14 protein-coding genes are annotated in these 17,358 nt (G+C 65.8%); 1 reads left to right on the forward strand and 13 read right to left on the reverse strand.

What is annotated here, in order from left to right:
* From FHP91_RS14510 to FHP91_RS14540, 7 genes are all read right to left on the reverse strand, one after another.
* The coding region (locus tag FHP91_RS14510) for an aminopeptidase P family N-terminal domain-containing protein (RefSeq protein WP_144310279.1) at positions 1-879 on the reverse strand (879 nt) is incomplete at its 3' end.
* 9 nt (positions 880-888) lie between these two features.
* Positions 889-1,878: a cyclodeaminase gene (locus FHP91_RS14515; protein ID WP_144310280.1), complete on the reverse strand. Its 990-nt coding sequence runs from the start codon at positions 1,876-1,878 to the stop codon at positions 889-891.
* Between the two features lie 134 nt (positions 1,879-2,012).
* The gene (ehuR, locus tag FHP91_RS14520; RefSeq protein ID WP_144310281.1) at positions 2,013-3,407 is read right to left on the reverse strand and encodes a MocR-like ectoine utilization transcription factor EhuR; all 1,395 of its coding nucleotides are present in this window, start codon (positions 3,405-3,407) and stop codon (positions 2,013-2,015) included.
* Between the two features lie 33 nt (positions 3,408-3,440).
* Positions 3,441-4,415: a hydroxyectoine utilization dehydratase EutB gene (eutB, locus tag FHP91_RS14525; protein WP_144310282.1), complete on the reverse strand. Its 975-nt coding sequence runs from the start codon at positions 4,413-4,415 to the stop codon at positions 3,441-3,443.
* Entirely contained in the window at positions 4,412-5,176 is a 765-nt protein-coding gene (locus FHP91_RS14530; protein WP_144310283.1) for a maleate cis-trans isomerase family protein, read from the reverse strand. The genes eutB and FHP91_RS14530 overlap by 4 nt, the downstream gene beginning before the upstream one ends.
* A 172-nt stretch (positions 5,177-5,348) precedes the next feature.
* Positions 5,349-6,629: a TRAP transporter large permease gene (locus FHP91_RS14535; RefSeq protein ID WP_144310284.1), complete on the reverse strand. Its 1,281-nt coding sequence runs from the start codon at positions 6,627-6,629 to the stop codon at positions 5,349-5,351.
* Positions 6,630-6,640: 11 nt separating this feature from the next.
* Complete coding sequence (locus FHP91_RS14540) at positions 6,641-7,210, reverse strand: TRAP transporter small permease (RefSeq protein ID WP_144310285.1); 570 nt, start codon at positions 7,208-7,210, stop codon at positions 6,641-6,643.
* Positions 7,211-7,608: 398 nt separating this feature from the next.
* Between FHP91_RS14540 and dctP the strand changes: the two genes are divergently transcribed.
* Positions 7,609-8,631, forward strand: a complete 1,023-nt coding sequence (gene dctP, locus FHP91_RS14545; protein WP_144310286.1) for a TRAP transporter substrate-binding protein DctP — start codon at positions 7,609-7,611, stop codon at positions 8,629-8,631.
* Positions 8,632-8,836: 205 nt separating this feature from the next.
* On the opposite strand, the gene FHP91_RS14550 is transcribed toward dctP, so the two are convergent.
* From FHP91_RS14550 to FHP91_RS14570, 6 genes are all read right to left on the reverse strand, one after another.
* On the reverse strand, positions 8,837-9,934 hold the full coding sequence (locus FHP91_RS14550) for a hypothetical protein (protein WP_144310287.1): 1,098 nt from the start codon (positions 9,932-9,934) through the stop codon (positions 8,837-8,839).
* On the reverse strand, positions 9,925-11,145 hold the full coding sequence (locus tag FHP91_RS14555; RefSeq protein WP_186301568.1) for a glycosyltransferase family 4 protein: 1,221 nt from the start codon (positions 11,143-11,145) through the stop codon (positions 9,925-9,927). Before FHP91_RS14555 ends, FHP91_RS14550 begins: the two co-directional genes overlap by 10 nt.
* Complete coding sequence (locus FHP91_RS21170) at positions 11,145-12,425, reverse strand: hypothetical protein (RefSeq protein WP_186301569.1); 1,281 nt, start codon at positions 12,423-12,425, stop codon at positions 11,145-11,147. Before FHP91_RS21170 ends, FHP91_RS14555 begins: the two co-directional genes overlap by 1 nt.
* Positions 12,426-12,704: 279 nt before the next feature.
* On the reverse strand, positions 12,705-14,327 hold the full coding sequence (locus FHP91_RS14560) for an MFS transporter (RefSeq protein WP_246116322.1): 1,623 nt from the start codon (positions 14,325-14,327) through the stop codon (positions 12,705-12,707).
* Between the two features lie 134 nt (positions 14,328-14,461).
* On the reverse strand, positions 14,462-16,351 hold the full coding sequence (locus FHP91_RS14565) for a TRAP transporter permease (RefSeq protein WP_144310289.1): 1,890 nt from the start codon (positions 16,349-16,351) through the stop codon (positions 14,462-14,464).
* Positions 16,352-16,361: 10 nt separating this feature from the next.
* A complete protein-coding gene (locus tag FHP91_RS14570; protein WP_144310290.1) occupies positions 16,362-17,348 on the reverse strand; it encodes a TAXI family TRAP transporter solute-binding subunit in 987 nt (328 codons plus the stop codon).
* Between the last annotated feature and the right edge of the window lie 10 nt (positions 17,349-17,358).

Here is a 17,358-nt window from a genome sequence, read left to right on the forward strand (position 1 = left end):
CGCGTCGAGGCCGGCCTCGATGCCTTCGATGATCGCCTTTTCGGCCTCGATGAAATGCTTGGGCGGGCGACCCAGATACACCGTGCGCGACTGCGGGCAGTGATAGCGGCGGTAGCAGCCGGTGATCTCGAAGAAGGTGCCAGAGTCGGCCGGCATGGGCGAGTCGTCCCAGGTCAGGTGCGGGGCGGCAGCGTCGGCGCCGGTGGGCAGCATCGGCACGATCGACGGGTAGTCGCCGCCGTGGCCCTCGGCGCCGAGAATCGCGGTCGAGTAGATCTGCGCGACCAGCTCGTTCTTGCGCATGCCCGGCTCGATCACTTCGACGATCTTTTCGTGCATCTTCTCGACGATGCGCGCGGCGATGCGCATGTAGGCGATCTCTTGTGGCGACTTGACCGCGCGCTGCCAGTTGACCAGGCCGTTGGTGTCGACGAAGGTGGCCTGCGGCAGATGCTTTTGCAGCGAGGCGAAGGCGGCGGCGCTGAAGTAATAGTTGTCCATCTCCACGCCGATGCGCTTGGTCTGCCAGCCGCGCGCGGCGATGACCTCGGTGGACAGGTAGTCCATGGGGTGGCGTTCGGTGGACTGCACATAGATGTCGGGGTAGCCGATCATGTTGTCGCGCGCGAGCCAGGTGGTGAGGCGGGCGCCGTTGGTGTCCTGCCCACGGCCAAACCACACCGGCTCGCCTTCGAGCGCGACCAGCACGCACTGGTGCACATAGAAAGACCAGCCGTCGTAGCCGGTGAGCCAGTGCATGTTGGCCGGGTCGGTGACGATCAGCAGGTCGACGCCGCGCTGCGCCATGGCGGCACGGGTCCTGGCCAGGCGCTGGGCGTACTCGCTGCGCTCAAAGGGGAGGCGGAGGGCGTTTGTCATGTGCCGGGCTCAGGACGCGAATGACAGACCCAGGCCGCGCTCGATGGCGCGTGCGTAGGTGAAGTTGGCGATGGCCGTGTCTTGCGCACCGGTGCCGGTCAGGTCGCACAGCGTGACGTCGTCGGCATGCGTGCGACCCGGGCGCTGCGCGGCGATCACCTGGCCGAGTTCGGCTGGCTGCGCGTCGGCGGCGACCGTGCCGGCGTCGATGGCGTGATGCAGTTCGCCGAGCACGCGCACCTGGCTGACCCGGTCGCACACATAGGTGCAGGCGGCCAGCGCGTCAGGGGCGATTTCGTTCTTGTGTTCGGCGTCCGAGCCCATGGCGGTGATGTGCAGGCCGGGGCGCAGGTGGCGGGCCTGGATCAGCGGCTCGCGGCTCGGGGTGGTGGTGATGGCGACATCGGCCTCGGCCATGGCGCTATCGATATCGGTGCACGGGGTGATGGCAATGCCCAGCTCGCGCCCGATGTTGTCGGCAAATCGCTGCGCGGCGTCAGTGTGCGGCGCCCATACGGTGGCCGAGGTGATCTTGCGCACCAGCGTCAGCGCCTTCAGTTGCAGGCGGGCCTGCTCGCCGGCGCCGATGACGGCGGCGCGATGGGCATCCTCGCGGGCCAGCCAGCGGGCGGCGACGGCGCCGGCGGCGGCGGTGCGCACCGCGGTGAGGTAGCCGTTGTCGAGCAGCAGGGCTTCGAGAATGCCGGTGCGCGCCGACCACAACATCATCATGCCGTTGAGGCTCGGCAGGCCGAGTTTGGGGTTGTCGAAGAAGCCGGGGCTGACCTTGATGGCGAAGCTGTCGAGGCCGGGCAGGTAGGCCGTCTTGACGTCCACTTCGCCGTTGTACGCATGGATGTCCAGACGCAGGATCGGCGGCATGATCACATCCTCGGTGGCGAGGATGCGGAAGGCCTGCTCGATGCAGTCGATAGACGCCAGATCCAGCGTGACGCTGGCGCGCAGGTCCTTCTCGTTCAGCAGTATGACATTCGACATGACGCCCTCTTTGCGTTGCAGCCCTGAACGAACGGGTTCAGATCATTGCAATCAAGTGTAGGGCGTGGAATTTGGCTTTCTTTTGTCCTAGTGCATTGCCGCGGATATTGGTGCGGGGTGCCGCATGGGCGCGCTCAGAGCGTGGCGTGGACGTGGGGGTATTGTTGAAAGACGCTGCGCAGGGTCGACAGGGCCGAATGCATGCGCACGTCGCTGCCCTCGGCGCCCAGGCAGATGCGGATCGCGTCGGGGCGCGGGGTGCCGAGGACGAGGAAGGGGTCGGGCAGGGTGACCGCGATATGGCTGTTGCGCAGCTGCTGTGCGAGCGCGTCGAGCCGCCAGTGCTGGGGAATGCGCAGCCAGGCCGAGAGGGATTCCGGATGGCTGCCGAGGCGGTAGTCGCCCAGCACTTCGAGCACCATGTCGTGTCGGCGGCCGAGGCGCTCGCGCTGGATCTCGATGAGATGATTGGCGGTACCGTCGGCGATCCAGCGGGTGGCGATTTCGGCCATCAGCGGCGTGGCCATCCAGCAGTTGACGCGCAGGATGCTCTCGACGCGCAGAGCCATCTTCCTCGGCATGCTCAGATAGCCGGTGCGCAGGCCGGTGAGCACCGATTTGGTCAGGCTGGTGCAGTAGAAGCCGAGCTCCGGGATGTGGTTGGCGATCGGCTGCGCGCGCCTCGACAGCAGCGGGCCGAAGACATCGTCTTCGATGACGTACACCCCGTAACGCTCGGCGATGCGGGCGATGGCCCGGCGGCGCGCGTCGGGCATGATCGACGAGGTGGGGTTGTTCAGGTTGGGCGTGATGACCAGCGCCGTGATGCGCTCATTGGCGCACATCTCTTCGAAGTGGTCGGGCTGGATGCCGTATTCGTCGGTGTCCAGGCCCTTGAGCGTGAAGCCGAGCACCTGCGCGGTGCCGATCACGCCGTGGTCGGTGATGTTCTCGCTCAGCACCACGTCGCCGGGGCTGACCAGCGAGGCCAGCGCGAGAAAGATCGCGTGCGAGGCGCCATTGGTGATCAGCGTGGTTTCGACCCGGGCCTCGTGCCCCAGCGAGGCCATCCACTCGACGCCGGCCGCGCGGTGGTATTCGAAGCCGGCGATCGGCCGGTAGGCGCGCATCCATGGCTGGTCGACCTGGGTGGCCAGATCGGCGCAGGCCTTGCGCCACAGGCGGCCGTGCTCGGCGGTGTGCACGATGCGCACGATGGAGAAATCGAACAGCGCGCGCTCGGCCCGGTCGAGCATGTAGGTGGCGACCTTTTCAGTGACGCGCTTGGCGACGAAGCTGCCACGCCCGACCTCGCAGCGGATCAGGCCGTGCTGTTCCAGTTCCTTGTAGGCATTAGTGACGGTCTGCACGCTGATGCCCACCGCCAGACTCACCTGGCGCTGCGGTGGCAGGCGCACGCCTTCCTTGAGCACGCCGCTGTCGATGTCCCGTGTGATCGCCTCGACGAGTACCTTGTACTTGGACTCGCCGCTGCGTACCGCGTCGAGCGCCTTGCGCCATTGCTCCATACCGATGACTCCCGGACCGAAGGGGCTGGTTGTTCAGGTCTCCATGCCGCACACGATGCGGCGGTGGAGCGCCATGTCGATGTTCGCGCCGCTGACCAGGATGGCCGTCGTGCCGGTGGTCTTGAGGCGTCCTGAGAGCAGGGCGGCGATACCGACCGAGCCACTGCCTTCGATGATGATCTGTTCCTTGGTGTAAGCATGACGGATGGCCGCGGCGATGTCTTCCTCGGTGACCAGCACCACATCGTCCACCAGCGTCTGTGCCATCCTGAAAGTGTAGCGGTTGTCCAGGCCGATGCCGCCGCCGAGCGAGTCGGCCAGCGTTTCGAGCTCCTCGACCTGCACCGGCTTGCCGGCGGCCAGACTCGCATGCATCGCGCAGCCGCGTTCCATGGTGACGCCGATGACGCGGATCTGCGGCGACGCGCGCTTGAGCGCCAGGGCCACGCCGGCCAGCAGGCCGCCACCGGACAGTGGCACCAGCACGGTGTCCAGGGAAGGCAGATCGTCGAGCAGTTCGAGCCCGACGGTGCCCTGGCCGGCAATGATGTCGGCGTGGTCGAAGGGCGGCAGCAGGGTCAGCCCCTCGTCGCGGATCAGGCGCGCGACCTCGACCTCGGCCTCGTCCTGGCTGTTGCCGACGATATGCACCTCGGCACCGAGCGCCCGGATTGCCTCGACCTTGTTGGATGGCACCAGCTTCGACATGCAGATGACCGCGCGCACCCCGAGCTGATGTGCGGCATAGGCCAGCGCGCGGCCGTGGTTGCCGGTGGACACGGCGATCACGCCACGGGCACGGGCATCGTCATCCAGGCAGAGCAGCGCGTTGGTGGCGCCGCGCAGCTTGAAGCTGCCGGTGATCTGGCGGCATTCGAGCTTGAGATGCACCTCGCCGCCAGTGTGTTCCGAGAGGCTGGGCGAGCGTACCAGTTGGGTGTGCAGCACGTGGCCGCGCAGCCGGTGGCGGGCGCGGTAGATATCGATGGGGCGGATGTCGTCAGTCATGAGGCACCTTGTGCGAGGGTTCGAAACAGGCGACCCGGCGCCACTGCGCCGGCGCCCTGGCCGGTGAGATGCAGCGCATGCCAGGCGATGGCCTGGTTGCTGGTTACCACCGGGCGGCCGAGTTTCGCTTCGAGCCGCTCGACGGCACGGCTCGCGCGCAGCGCGGTGCAGGAGATGAACAAGGCGTCGGCCTCATCCGCCATGGCCGCCACGCCGGCGTCCATCAGCGTGTCGGGGTCGAGCGCGGTCATGGCGTAGTCGTCGTCCATGTCGAGGCCCGAGACATTGAGCACCTCGAGGCCCCGGCTGGCGTAATACTCGCCCAGCGCGCGATTGACGCTGGCAACATAGGGCGTGAGGATCGACACCCGCTTCGCGCCCAGGTGGGCCAGCGCCGCCAGGCTGGCGGTGACCGGCGTGGTCTGGTAGCGGCAGGGGCGCGAGCGGGCGATCAGTGCCAACGTCTCGGCTTCTCCCAGGGCGATGGTGCCCGAGGTGCAGCCATACACCACCACGTCGAGGTCAAGCCCGGGCAGCAGATCACGGCCGGCGCGGGGCAAGTCGTCGGCGACCCGGCGCAGCGCCTCGAGGCTCATCGGGTTTTCATGGCGCACCCGGTTGCTGTACAGGCCGACCGTGTCGGGCAGCATGCAGCGCAGGTCGGCCTCGCTGCACAAGTCGGTGGCCAGCGCGAGCAGGCCGATCCGCGCCTGCTCGGGCGGGGTCATCGGGTCGTGGTGGGGGAGGGTGTCAATTCTCAATTCGGGCTCCGGGCTCAGAACGTGTGAATAAATCTACTGCGCGTGCCGATTGCTGCGTTGCTCACTTGCTCACTCCTCCCCTATCTATTTGATATGTCTCGTCGTTCGCTCGCGTAGTTGCCAAATGCGGCCTTGCACTCGGCCCTGCTCGCTACGATTTCTTCACACGTTCTCAGTGGAAGGCGAGCCGTGGCAGCAGCAGCGCGATGTCGGGCACCAGCACCAGCAGCAGCGTGGCGAACAGCAGGATGATGATGAACGGCGGCGTGCCGGCGATCACCTCGAGGTAGGGTTTGCGGAAGATCGCGCAGGCGGTGAAGATGTCGCAGCCGAAGGGCGGGGTGCACGAGCCGATGGCCATCTGCAGGGTGACCAGCGTGCCGACCAGCACCGGGTCGATGCCTGCGGCGTTGACCAGCGGCATGAAGATCGGTGTGAGGATGAGCGTCACCACGATCGGATCGACGAACATGCAGCCGATAAAGAAGGACAGCGAGATCACGAACAGGATCGTATAGGGACCGGCGTCGGCCAGGCCGATGGCGGCGATCAATTGCTGCGGCAGCTGGGCGAAGGAAATGAGCCACGAGAAGGCCGCGCCAGTGCCCACCAGCACAAAGACGATGCCGGTGATCAGGCCGGTGGAGTAGGCGATGCGCGGGATGTCCTTGAGCTTGACCGCGCGGTAGATGCACACCTCGAGGATGAAGGCGTAGAGCACCGCGATGGCCGCCACTTCGGTGGGGCTGAAGTAGCCGGCATACAGCCCGCCGATGATCAGCACCGGGAACATCAGTGCGAGCACTGCCTTGCGCGAGGCGCGAAAGCGGTCGGCCCAGCCGATGCGCGGGGCCAGCGGAATCTTGTTATGCCATGCGTACCACACCGAGTAGGCGCTGAACAGCACCAGAATCAGCAGGCCCGGCCCGATACCGGCGAGGAACAGCTCGCCGATCGACACCTTGCCGACGATGCCGAAGACGATCATGCCGATGCTGGGCGGGATCAGGAAGGCGATGTCGGAGGCGTTGATGATCAGCGCGGTGGTGAAGCGGTCGTCGTAGCCCGCCTGAAGCATGCGCGGGCGGATCGGGCCGCCGATGGCCACCACGGTGGCCTGGGTGGAGCCGGAGATCGCGCCGAACAGGGTGCACGCCACGGCGGTGGTGACCGCCAGGCCGCCCTTCACATGGCCGAAGAAGGTCATCGCCAGGTCGAGCAGCCGGTTGGCAGTATGGCCGCGGGTGACGATGTCGGCGGCGAGAATAAACATGGGCACGGTGATCAGTGCCACCGGGCTGATGCCGCTGATCATCTGCTGCACGATGATGTCCGACTTGAGCATCGGGAAATAGACGAAGAAGCCGACGAAGGTCGCCACCAGCATCGGGACGATCATCGGATAGCCGAGCAGCAGCAGGACCAGCATGACGAGAATAATCGTGAGAGCCATTGTCGAACTCCTCAGACGGTGGGCATGTCGACGTCGTCCTGCTCACGCACATATTGCGCGAGATAGGCGTCGTCTTTGCTGCGTAGATTGGCGGCGGAGGCGAGCACGAACTGCAGCGCGGCAATGCCCAGGCCGAGCGGCAACCACACCAGCGTGATCCACATGGGAACCTGCATGGCCGGCGTCACCCGGCCGAGCCCCTGGACGCGCAGGATGTAGGTGGCGGCGTACCAGGCCAGGGCGGCCAGGACGATTGCCGTGGTGGCCTGAATGAAGGCGAACATCCAGCGGCGGTATTTGAGCGGCAGCATGTCGGTGAGCGCCGACATGCGGATGTGCCGCCCCTGGCGAGCGGCTGCGCTGGTGCCGACGAAGGTGACGAGGACGATGAGGAACTGGTTGAGCTCTTCGGCAAAGAACAGGCTTGAGCTGAAGCCCAGCCGGACGACCACATTGCCGATGGTATTGACGGCCATCAGGATGACCGCGCCGGCTAGCAGTATTTTTTCGAGGCGGGCGAGCGCGCGATCGACTCGGCGCGCGCCGCGCAACACGATGCCGCCTTCGGACATTGAGTCCATGGGTATTCCTCCTTCGGCGTTGAGCTGCGGGTACTACTGGCGGTCACATCGCTTTTTGTTTTTGTGACCTGAGCAGTCTAGCGGCAGGTGAAAGTGCGCCAGATTGCTCTAGAACAATATTGTTCCGGGTCAAAGTCGCCATCGCCCTGCAGCAATTTTCCGGCTTCAGGCGGCCCCTGCGCGCGGCAAACGCCTCGCATGGTCAGGAAATCTGGCGCGCGACCGGCGGAGCGCGCTGGATAACGGAGGCCGGAGAGCGGGGCGCGGCGTCTGCACTTTGTATTGTTCTAGTGCATTCGGCGTCGTATCGCGACGTTGTAATCTGGACGTCGAGTCGCCATGCAGCTAATTGTGGCCGACCGACAGACTGCCCGATAACGAGGAAGGAGACACCCACCATGGCATTCACCGGAAAATTCAAGACCCTGCTTTGTGGCGCCACGCTGGCGCTGGCGGCGATAAGCAGCGCCAGCGCCGCCGACTGGAAGTTTGCCGTCGAGGAGAGTCCGGGCGACGTCCAGACGCTTTACGCGGAAGAGTTCAAGCGCCTCATCGAGCAGCGCACCGGCGGCAAGACCACCGTGACGGTGTACACCTATGGTCAGCTGGGTAACGAAAATGACCTGACCGAACTGACGGCGGGCGGGGCGATCCAGTTCTCCAACGCCTCACCGGGACACCTGGGTACTTTCGTGCCTGAGGTTCAGGTGCTCAGCCTGCCGTATTTGTTGCCGGAGTCTGATGCCGCAAAGGGTAAGGTGCTTTCGAGCAGTCCGGCACTATATGACTCGCTGGCAAAGGACTTCGCGAGCAAAGGTCTCAAGCTGTTCACCGTCTATCCCGAAGGGGAGATGGTGTGGACGACCAAAAAGGCCGTACGCACACCGGAAGATCTGAGTGACGTGAAGTTTCGTGTCATGACTTCGCCAATTCTCATCGAGCAGTTCAAGCTGTATGGCGCCAACCCGGTTGCGTTACCTTGGGGCGAGATTTACAGCGGCCTGCAGATGAACGTGATTCAAGCGCAGGTCAATCCGCCGTTCTTCATCGAGAGCGCCAAATTCCATGAAGTGACCACCCATTTGATCTATACGGGCGATGTCGAGTACACCACCACGGTGGTGGCCAACGCTGACTTCTGGAACGGTTTGAGCGAACAAGACAAAACCATGCTCAACGAAGTACGCGAGCAATTGCAAACCTTCATCCTGGCTAAACAGAAGGAGAAGAACGCCGCTGCGCTCGCGAAAATGCAGAAGGATAATCCCAAGCTGACGGTCATCCGTTTGACCGACGCGGAGCGCGAAGTGTTTCGCAAGCGCGTGAAGCCCTTGAACGCAAAACTGGTTGAAATGGTTGGGGGGCGTAGCGGGAAAATTCTTGAGCAACTTCAGGCGGATGTTGCCGCGGCATCCAAGTAAGCGTCTGTTGCGAAGCGCCATGGCATGTCAATCGCCCCGGCAGGAGTGAGCACAACGCTGCCAGCGCTTGACTGACTTCAGTCGCCAGACCAGCAAAGCACAAGGCCCGTATCGACAGATCGGGCCTTGTTTTTTTGCTATCGCCGGACGGCCGTTGGCGAGCGCATCACTGTGTACCGATCGTAATTTTCAGACTGATAAGCCTTCAAATTCGGGGCTTTCGTTCGGTGTTGCGGAGCAGGTCATGGGCGCGTGCGTAGTACCAGCGCGTTCGCGCAATCCGCTTCCAGAAGATCGGGAACACATCCTGCAGCGGAAGGATGTCGTCCTCTTCGACGTAGCCCATGTCAGCGGCCCGGTAGAGTTCGGTGAGGATTTCGCCATAGGCTTTGGCGACCGGGTCCTGCCAGAAGTCGCTGCCGCCCGGCGCATGGGCGGGCAGGAAGTCGAGTGTCATCTCGCGTGCATTTTCGAGCGGGTCGGACACGCAGGCGAGCGCTGGGCCCAGTGCGTCGAGCAGCCTTCGGTACTGTGTGATCGACACGGGGTTGATACGGTCACCGTCATCGCCGGTGAACCGGCAGGTGGTGTCCGTGGGGGACTGCGTTTCCTCGAGTCGGGTGATGAAAGCGTCGAGCGGGGCGTCGTCCCAGGCATGGTGCAGGGCGCCGGTGGTGCCGAAGGACAGCGAGCGGCGCAGATCGGACGAGAGGATGCGCAGTGTCAAGGCGCTGTCCGGCGACTGGTTCAACCGGTAGGTGCGATGGATGAGCGATTCGGACATCAGGGTGTCGACGAGCAGGGTGTCCAACTGCATGCTGTCCTTGCGCAGCCACTGCCAGAGTTGTGTCTGGTGGGCTTCGCGCAGGTGCGCTTCGTCGATGATTGCGGTGTGAAGGCCGAGTTCGGACAGGATGTCGGGCAGGGCCGGGGTCCAGGCGAGGTTGCCCGACCAGAAGGCGGTCGGCCGAATCGAGAACAGGCGCTGTTTGGTTTTCAGGTCCAGCGTGATCTGGCGGTGCAGATAGCGCGGTGGGATCAGGAAGGGGCAGACCTCGTGGTAGGTGGTGGCGACCAGTTCGACGATGGCGTCGGCGATCGCGTCGCCCAGGCTGGTCAGGAAGCGCGGTCGATGGGTCTCGATATGCGCCAGCAGGCTGCCGGTGATCGCGAGGCTGACTTTGGCCCGGGTGTCGTGATGGGCGTCCACCAGTAGTTGCAGGCTTTCATCGACCAGGGTCGTGACCTCGAATTCGGAGGCGCATGCCGGGAGGTGGTAGTACCAACCAATCATCAGGCACATGGCATTGCACCGTGCTTCGCCTGGGTGTGCGCGTCGCGCAGGGTTTCCGACAGACGTGCGACATGGGCGCCCCACGAGAACGCCTGGGCACGCCGGAGTGCGGCCAGCCCGAGGCGCTGGCGCTGTTCGGGGGCGTCGGCGAGAGTGCGTATGCGTGTGACGAGCGCGTCGATACGGCAGACGGGCGTGCCGAATTCTGCGCTGAGTGTTGGACCCCACAGCTCGGTCAGGGCGCCGACGGCGAAGCCGATGGTGGGGCGGCCGGAGGCCATGGCTTCGAGCACCGCCAGGCCGAAGGTTTCGTAGAGCGAGGTGGTGACCAGCAGGTGGTGGCGGTCGATGAGCGGCCATATCCCATCCGGCGCGGTCGATGGCGCAAGGTCGACATGGGCGAGCACACCGTGAGCGCGGGCCAGCGCGGCAATGCGCGTGCTGTCCTTCTCGCCGGTGACCACGGTCAGGCGAATGCTGGCGTCGTCGCGAATCAGTTGCGCCAGAGCCGCAAACAGGAAGTGATAACCCTTCTGTTCGGTCGGCCGGCCAATGGCGAGCAGGCGCAACGGCTCGTCGGGCGGGGGCACGACCGCGCTCGGGCGGTGGGCGCCGAGCGGTAGCACGCTGAGTTTGCCGGGCGAGACGTTATGGGTGAGCGTCAGGACATTGGCCGCGAAGGCGGACGGGACGATGACCCGCTCCGCCAGTTGCACCAGCTTGGCTTCCAGAATCTGGTGCATGGCGTCGCCGACCGGTTTGTCGAAATAGGTGAAACCGGCATACACCGGCAGATGGCAGGCGGCGATGAGGTGTGCGGCGGGCCGCAGGTGCTGTAGCGCGGCGGCGATCAGGGCGAGCGCATAGTCCTGCACGAAGACATGCAGCGTCTCGTCATGCCCGACAGGCTCGAGGGCTTGCCGGGCCACGGTAAGGGCGATGTGCTCCGCCTGCCGGAAGTCTGTCTCGGCGCCGATGTGCGGCAAGGCGTTGCGATAGGCGTCGCCCGCCATGTTGATGACAAGTCCGGGGGCGTTGGGGCTTGCACCAGGTGTATGGGGCGTGACGCCATTGATCGCGAACGGCCGGTAGGTCGGCACCACCATGACCGAAACACGCATGTCATGGCGCAGTCGCGAGGCAAGTTCGAATACGTAGCGTCCGACGCCACCGACGGTGAATGGCGGGTACTCCGAGGTCAGGATCAGGCAGCGCGACATCAGTGGGGCGCGGCCCCGGGATCGGCCGGTGCGGCCGGCGCAGCCGGTGCCGGTGCGGCAATGTGCAGGGTGCCCGTAAATACATCGCGGAGGATGAACTTGTCCGGGTCGATGAACGCGAGCGCGAGAATCAGGCCAGCGATTGCGAGCAGGACGTTCCGGGTCGTATCGCGCAGGCGCAGCATCTCCATGGACGCGTTGGTGGTGCGTGCCTGTAGCTGCAACTCGAGCGTTTCGTTCAACAGGCTTCGCACGACTGGCAGGCGGATGCCTTCGAGGTTGGCCGCCAGGAGGTGGCATTTGCTGGGCTTGGGTGTCCAGGGCATGCGCAGTGGTCGTTGGAGCACGCTGCTGAAAGCGGATTCGTGAACCGCCCGGAGCGTCTCTTCATAGGCGGCGCCATAGTGCAGAACCGGAACGGCGAGATAACGCAGGGGCGGGTATTCGGGCAGAAAATCGTAGCTCGGGTAGGCGTCTGCTGTGGCGCCGGATGAGGGGGCCACAGCCATCGGGAAGGGCGCCACCGCCAGGGTTGGCGGCGTCGGGTTGAACCACGCATCGTGCTGTTGGTGCGCCGTAGCCGGGTAGGGCGTCGACACCGAGAGCATGCCGCCCGGTTGGGAATAGAGCCTGAAGAACGCGGCTGATCCCCAGGGTTTGGGCAGCATTGCGGTGGCGACGGCGGCGTCGACGCCTTGTGCATGCTGATACAGCAGGCGATAGAGGTTCACGCGCAGTGCGTCGGACGGTGAGGCGATGGCGTCCGCGTCATTGCAGGCAAGTGAGGTGTAGATGTAGCGGGAGATGCCCAAGGCATGTTGCCGGCCGCGGGCCACGCCGCACAGTAACCGGGACAGATCCCGGAGGCCGCCCGGCAGGTCTTGTTCGTATTCGCTCAGGTGATAGACGTCCTTGAGAAAACCGGCAATCGCCTCGGTGGTCGGGCATTGCGGGTTGTTCAGGTCGAGGCGCAGGGTGGGAAAGCAGAAGTTGATATGCAAGGACTGCGTGGCCAGACGTTTGTCATCCAGCAGAACCCAGTCGGTCCAGACTTCGCCGATCGGACCATCGAGTACGAATGTCGATGACCGAACGTGAGTCAGCCCGATCTGCCGTCGATAGAAATCGTTGAATGTGAAGGACAGCGCGCAGCGGTAGCTGCGCTCGATATGGGTGCGCCAGGCCGTATCCGCCGCATCTCCGATGGACTGCCGGAGCCGAGCAACATCCAGCTCGAGCCGTGTCGAGCAGAAGATGGCCGAGGCGTATACACGGGTCATGTACCACTCCTGAGGGGCGCCGATGAACGCCATGGCCTGCGCCCGCCGGCTTCAAAGCTTTCCATCGTATCTCACCGGGGGGCAAACGGCACCCCCGGGGCGGCCCGGGCATCGCATGAAACGCGGTGGCGCGTGTGCATGGCCTCGACGCTTCAGGCCCATGCCGTGCGGCGCATGACAATGAAGCTATTCAGCGATCCCGATGGCTCCGTGCTCGATCGTATTGCGCACAAGGGCCACGATTTTTGGGCGCTTATCTGGCCGAATGACGCAGCTCGGTCAGCTTTCGTCCGGTGTGCCAAACCCTCGGATCGGCTCGCCGATGTAGCGCCGCGTTCGGGGCGGCTCGGTGCCGATATGGAAGGACAGTCGGCGATTTCGCAGCCCGATGTCGGCAGCGGTGAAGCGCGCCAGGCGGCGCTGGTGTTCGATCCAGTTTTCGTCGAGGAAGTACTCGATGTAGCGGCCCGCCAGCGAGGTATCACGGAACAGGCCCCAGGACAGCGCACCCTGGCGCAGGCGCGCGAGCCGCGTCAGCTGCATCACGGCGTTGAAGGCCTGGGCCTGGGCGGGGTCGATCAGGTATTCGACGGTCACCATCACCGGCCCTTCGTTGGGGGCGATGTCGATCACCGGCGGCGGGGCGGTGGCGCTCACCGGGGTGGGCGTCAGGTCTTCGTCGACCACACCGCCGGCGCCGTGATGGCGCGTCAGCAACAGAACCAGCGGGCCGATGACGGCCGCCGTGATGATGCTGGTCGGCACCGAGCTCACATTGGCGACATAACCCCACAGCGCGGCGCCGGCCGCGCTGCCTCCCATCAGCGCCATTTGGTAGATCGACATGCCGCGTGCGCGCACCCAGTTGGGCAGGGCCAGCTGGGCGGCCACGGTCAGGGAGTTGGCGGTGGCGATCCAGGCCATGCCGGCCACCGCCATGGCCGGCACGGCCAGCCACAGCGTAGGCGCGAGCACCACCGCGACGGCGGCGACGGCATGTACGCAGACGCCCCAATAGACCATCGCGTCACGCCGAATGCGCTGGCGCAGCCGGGTGAGGTTCAGCGCCATCACGACCGCGCCGCCGCCCATCGCCACCAGCAGTGTCGTGAACGCGCCGGGGCCGCCGTCGCCGAGGCGGCGCGCGATCAGCGGCAGCAGCGCGGTCAGCGAAACCGATTGCAGGAAGAACAGGAAGATGCGCATCAGCACCACGCGCATCCGCGGCGACTGCGTCACATGCTGCAGGCCGACGCGCATGGCGGCAAAGAAGCGCTCGCCGGGCAGGGCGCTGACGACCGGTTCGGAGCGCCAGCGCAGGATCAGCATGAAGGCGATGACCGCCAGCACGGCGTTGAGCAGATAGACATAGGCGCTGCCGACGCTGGCCAGCAGCGCACCGGCGATGACCGGGCCGATCACCCGCGACATGTTCATGGCGATGCCGTTGAGGGCCAGCGCCGCGGGCAGGTCGGCTCGGGGCACTACGTCAGGCACGATGGCGGCGAACACCGGCCAACGCATCGCCATGCCGATACCGTTGGCGAAGGTGAGCATGAGCAGGAGGGGGGCGCTCAGCTGCCCGGCGAAGGACAGGGCGGCGAGAATGATGGCAATGACGCCGACCCACACCTGGGTGACGGCGAAGTAGCGGCGCCGGTCGACGATGTCGGCGAGTGCGCCGCTGGGCAGGCCCAGAACGAACACCGGCAGGGTCGAGGCCGCCTGGACCATGGCGACCATGAAGGCGCTGTCGGTGAGCGAGGTCATCAGCCAGGCGGAGGCGACCTCGTTCATCCACATGGTGACATTGGCGGTCAGCCAGGCCAGCCAGAGCATGCGAAAGACTGCGTCGCGCAGCGGGGCGAGGGCGGACGGATTTTCCGTGGGGGCGCTCGTCAAGATGGATCCCTCCGGGGGCGCCGGCGCAGGGCACGGCGAGCCCCCATGGTACCGCGGTCATGGGGTGGCGCGCGGCGGAGAACCGCCGTCACCCGCGATGGCGAGGCGTCGGGGCGCCGGGCAGGGCCGGCCGCTCAGCAGGCATTGGCTGCCGGATAACGACGCCGGCTCAGCCACATCAGGGCCAGCACCGCGGCGATGCCGATGACCAGTCCGGCCTCGTGCGGATAGATGGCCGCCAGCGCCACGCCCAGCCAGGCGGGGATGTCGATGAGGCGCCGGCCGGTGATCTGCGCGCCGCCGAAGAGGTGCGCGAAGGCGGTCACGAACACCACGCCCGACAAGGCCGCCTCGATGTACTCCACCGCCGAGCCCGGCGTGAGCATGCCCGGGTAGAGCAGGAACAGGAAGGGGATCACATAGGTGACCGCGCCAAGCGAGACCGCATGGCGCGCCACCTGGGTCCAGCCCACGCCGGCAATGCCGGCGGCAACGAAGACGCCCACGCACACCGGCGGGGTGATCACCGACAGCGTGGCGAAGTAGAACACGAACATGTGGGCGGCCAGCGGGCTGACGCCGACCTTGACCAGCGCCGGGGCGAGCGTCGCCGCCACCAGCACGTAGGCGGCGGTGGTCGGGATGCCCATGCCCATGATCATGCAGATGGCCGCGACGATCAGGCCGACCGCCAGCACCGAAGCGGTGGCCTCGCCGACGATCATCGACGAGAGCGTCACGCCGATGCCAGTAAGATTGATCATCGCCACCAGGATCTGGGCGCCGGCCAGCAGCACGCCGACCACGACCAGGCTGTTGGCGCCGTCGTCGAGCGCGGAGCGCAGCTGCTTCGTGACCGGTTCGCGCGTCTCGTCGTCTCCGCCACGCGCGGGCCACAGGCGCCCGATGGCCACGCCGATCACGGTGCCGGCGATGCCGAAGAAGGCCGAGGTCTGGATCGAATTGCCGTTGGTGATGCCGATCCCCAGGCCGACGAAGGCGCAGGCGATCGGCGCCAGCCGATGCATCTTCAGGATGCTCTCCCAGGCCGGAATCTGGTCGTCGGGTACCTGTCCGAGCCGCTGTTCGCGGGCGGTGACGTGCACCGTGCCGAAGACGCCGATGTAGAACAGGGCGGCTGGCAGGATGGCGGCGAGCGCGATGGTGACATAGTCGACGCTGATGATCTCGGCCATGATGAAGGCGGCCGCGCCCATGATCGGCGGTGCCAGCTGGCCGCCGGTCGAGGCCACGGCCTCCACGGCACCGGCGAGCGCGGCCGGATAGCCGAGCCGCTTCATCAGCGGGATGGTGAAGGTGCCGGTGGTGGCGACGTTGCCCACCGCGCTGCCGCTGACCATGCCGAACAGGCCCGAGGCGATGGTGGCGATCTTGGCCGCGCCGCCGGTCGAGCGGCCGCTGACGCGCAAGGCGATGTCCATGAACGCCGCGCCGCCACCGGAGTGCAGCAAGAAGCTGCCGAACAGCGAGAACACCGCGATGATGGTGGCGGCAACGCCGAGCAGCGAGCCCCAGATGCCGATGTCGCCCAACAGCAGCGTCTCGGTCATGAAGTAGATGTCGAAGCCGCGGTGGCCGAGCCGGCCGGGGATATAGCTGCCGAGCAGGGCGTAGAGCAGGCCGATCAACACCATCGACGGGAAGATGAGACCGATCGCACGCCGCGACATCTCCAGGATGACCACGATCAGCGAGGCCGCCATGGCGATCTCCAGCAGGCCGGCGGTCGGCAGCGAGTCCATGATCTGGTCGGAGTGTGTCGCGATCCAGGCGCAGGACCCGACCGCGACGAGGCCGAGCGCCAGGTCGACAACAGCGCCGAGCGGCCGCCATGCCTTGCCCGCGCCCAGCGGATAGCGCAGCAGCGCGAGCACCACCACCAGGGCGAGAAAGGTCGAGCGCTGCACCAGCGCATCGAGGACGCCGAAGGCCGAGGTGTAGAGCACGAACAGGCTCAGCACCAGGGCAACGGCCATGACGGCCTTGTGTCGGAGCGTGTCCATGGCGCGATCCTCAGGGGGCGATCAGACGGGCCGGTACCTCGAGACCGCGCTCGCGGAAGTAGCGTACCGCGCCGGGATGCAGCGGCGACGAGGCGTACTTGAGCGTCATTTGCGCGATGTCGACGCCGGCCACTTCGCCGAAGGCGGCGGCCTGGATGTCCTTGTCCTCGCACACCGCCTTGACGATCTGGTAGGCGATGTTTTCGTCCAGCTCCGGTGCGGCCGCGGCGCCCACGCCAAAGCCCCAGGTCGAATAGGCGGGCAGCTTGGTCTGCGCATCGGCCGGCACGTCGACGATCGACAGTTCGGGCATGGCGCTGGCGATCTTGGCCTTCTGGCCGTCGTCCAGGCCGAGCACGCTGATCGGCGTGAAGGTGGCGATCTCGCGGGTCGAGGCGTCGAGCTTGAGACCGGCGCCGGACTTCACATAGCCGACCACCCGGTTGTCCTTGACCGCATCGACGATCTCGCCAGTGGAGCCGCGCACCACGTCGGGCGTGATGCCGAGCAGGGCGAACACCGCGTCGGTGGTTTTTTCGGTCGCTGAGCCCTTCAGGCCGGTGTTGAATTTCTTGCCGGCCAGATCGGCGAACGAATTCACGCCCGAATCCTTGCGCACTACCGCGTTCTGCGGCGCGATGGAGTAGATCCACAGCAGCCGGCTCTTGCTCGGCTTGCCGGCAAAATCGCCGGTGCCGGCGTTGGCATGGTGGATCACGTTGGTGGTGACCAGGCCGAGGTCGACCTGGCGGCGATCCATGCGGCGCAGGTTGTCCATGGTGGCGCCGGTTTCGACCACCGAGGTGTCCACGCCCTTGACGCGGCTGTTGACGATCTGCGAGACCGCCACGAAGTAGCCATAGTGGCTCGACGACGAGGAGGTGGTGCCGATCGCCAGGCGGCTCGACTGGGCGACGGCCGCGCCGTGAAACACGGTGAGCAGGGACGCGCCCAGGATCAGGGCGGCAGGCTTGAAGCGCGATGGATGGGTTTTCATGGTTGTCTCC

It is taken from the genome of Denitromonas halophila, from assembly GCF_007625155.1.
Classification (GTDB): Bacteria; Pseudomonadota; Gammaproteobacteria; order Burkholderiales; family Rhodocyclaceae; genus Nitrogeniibacter; species Nitrogeniibacter halophilus.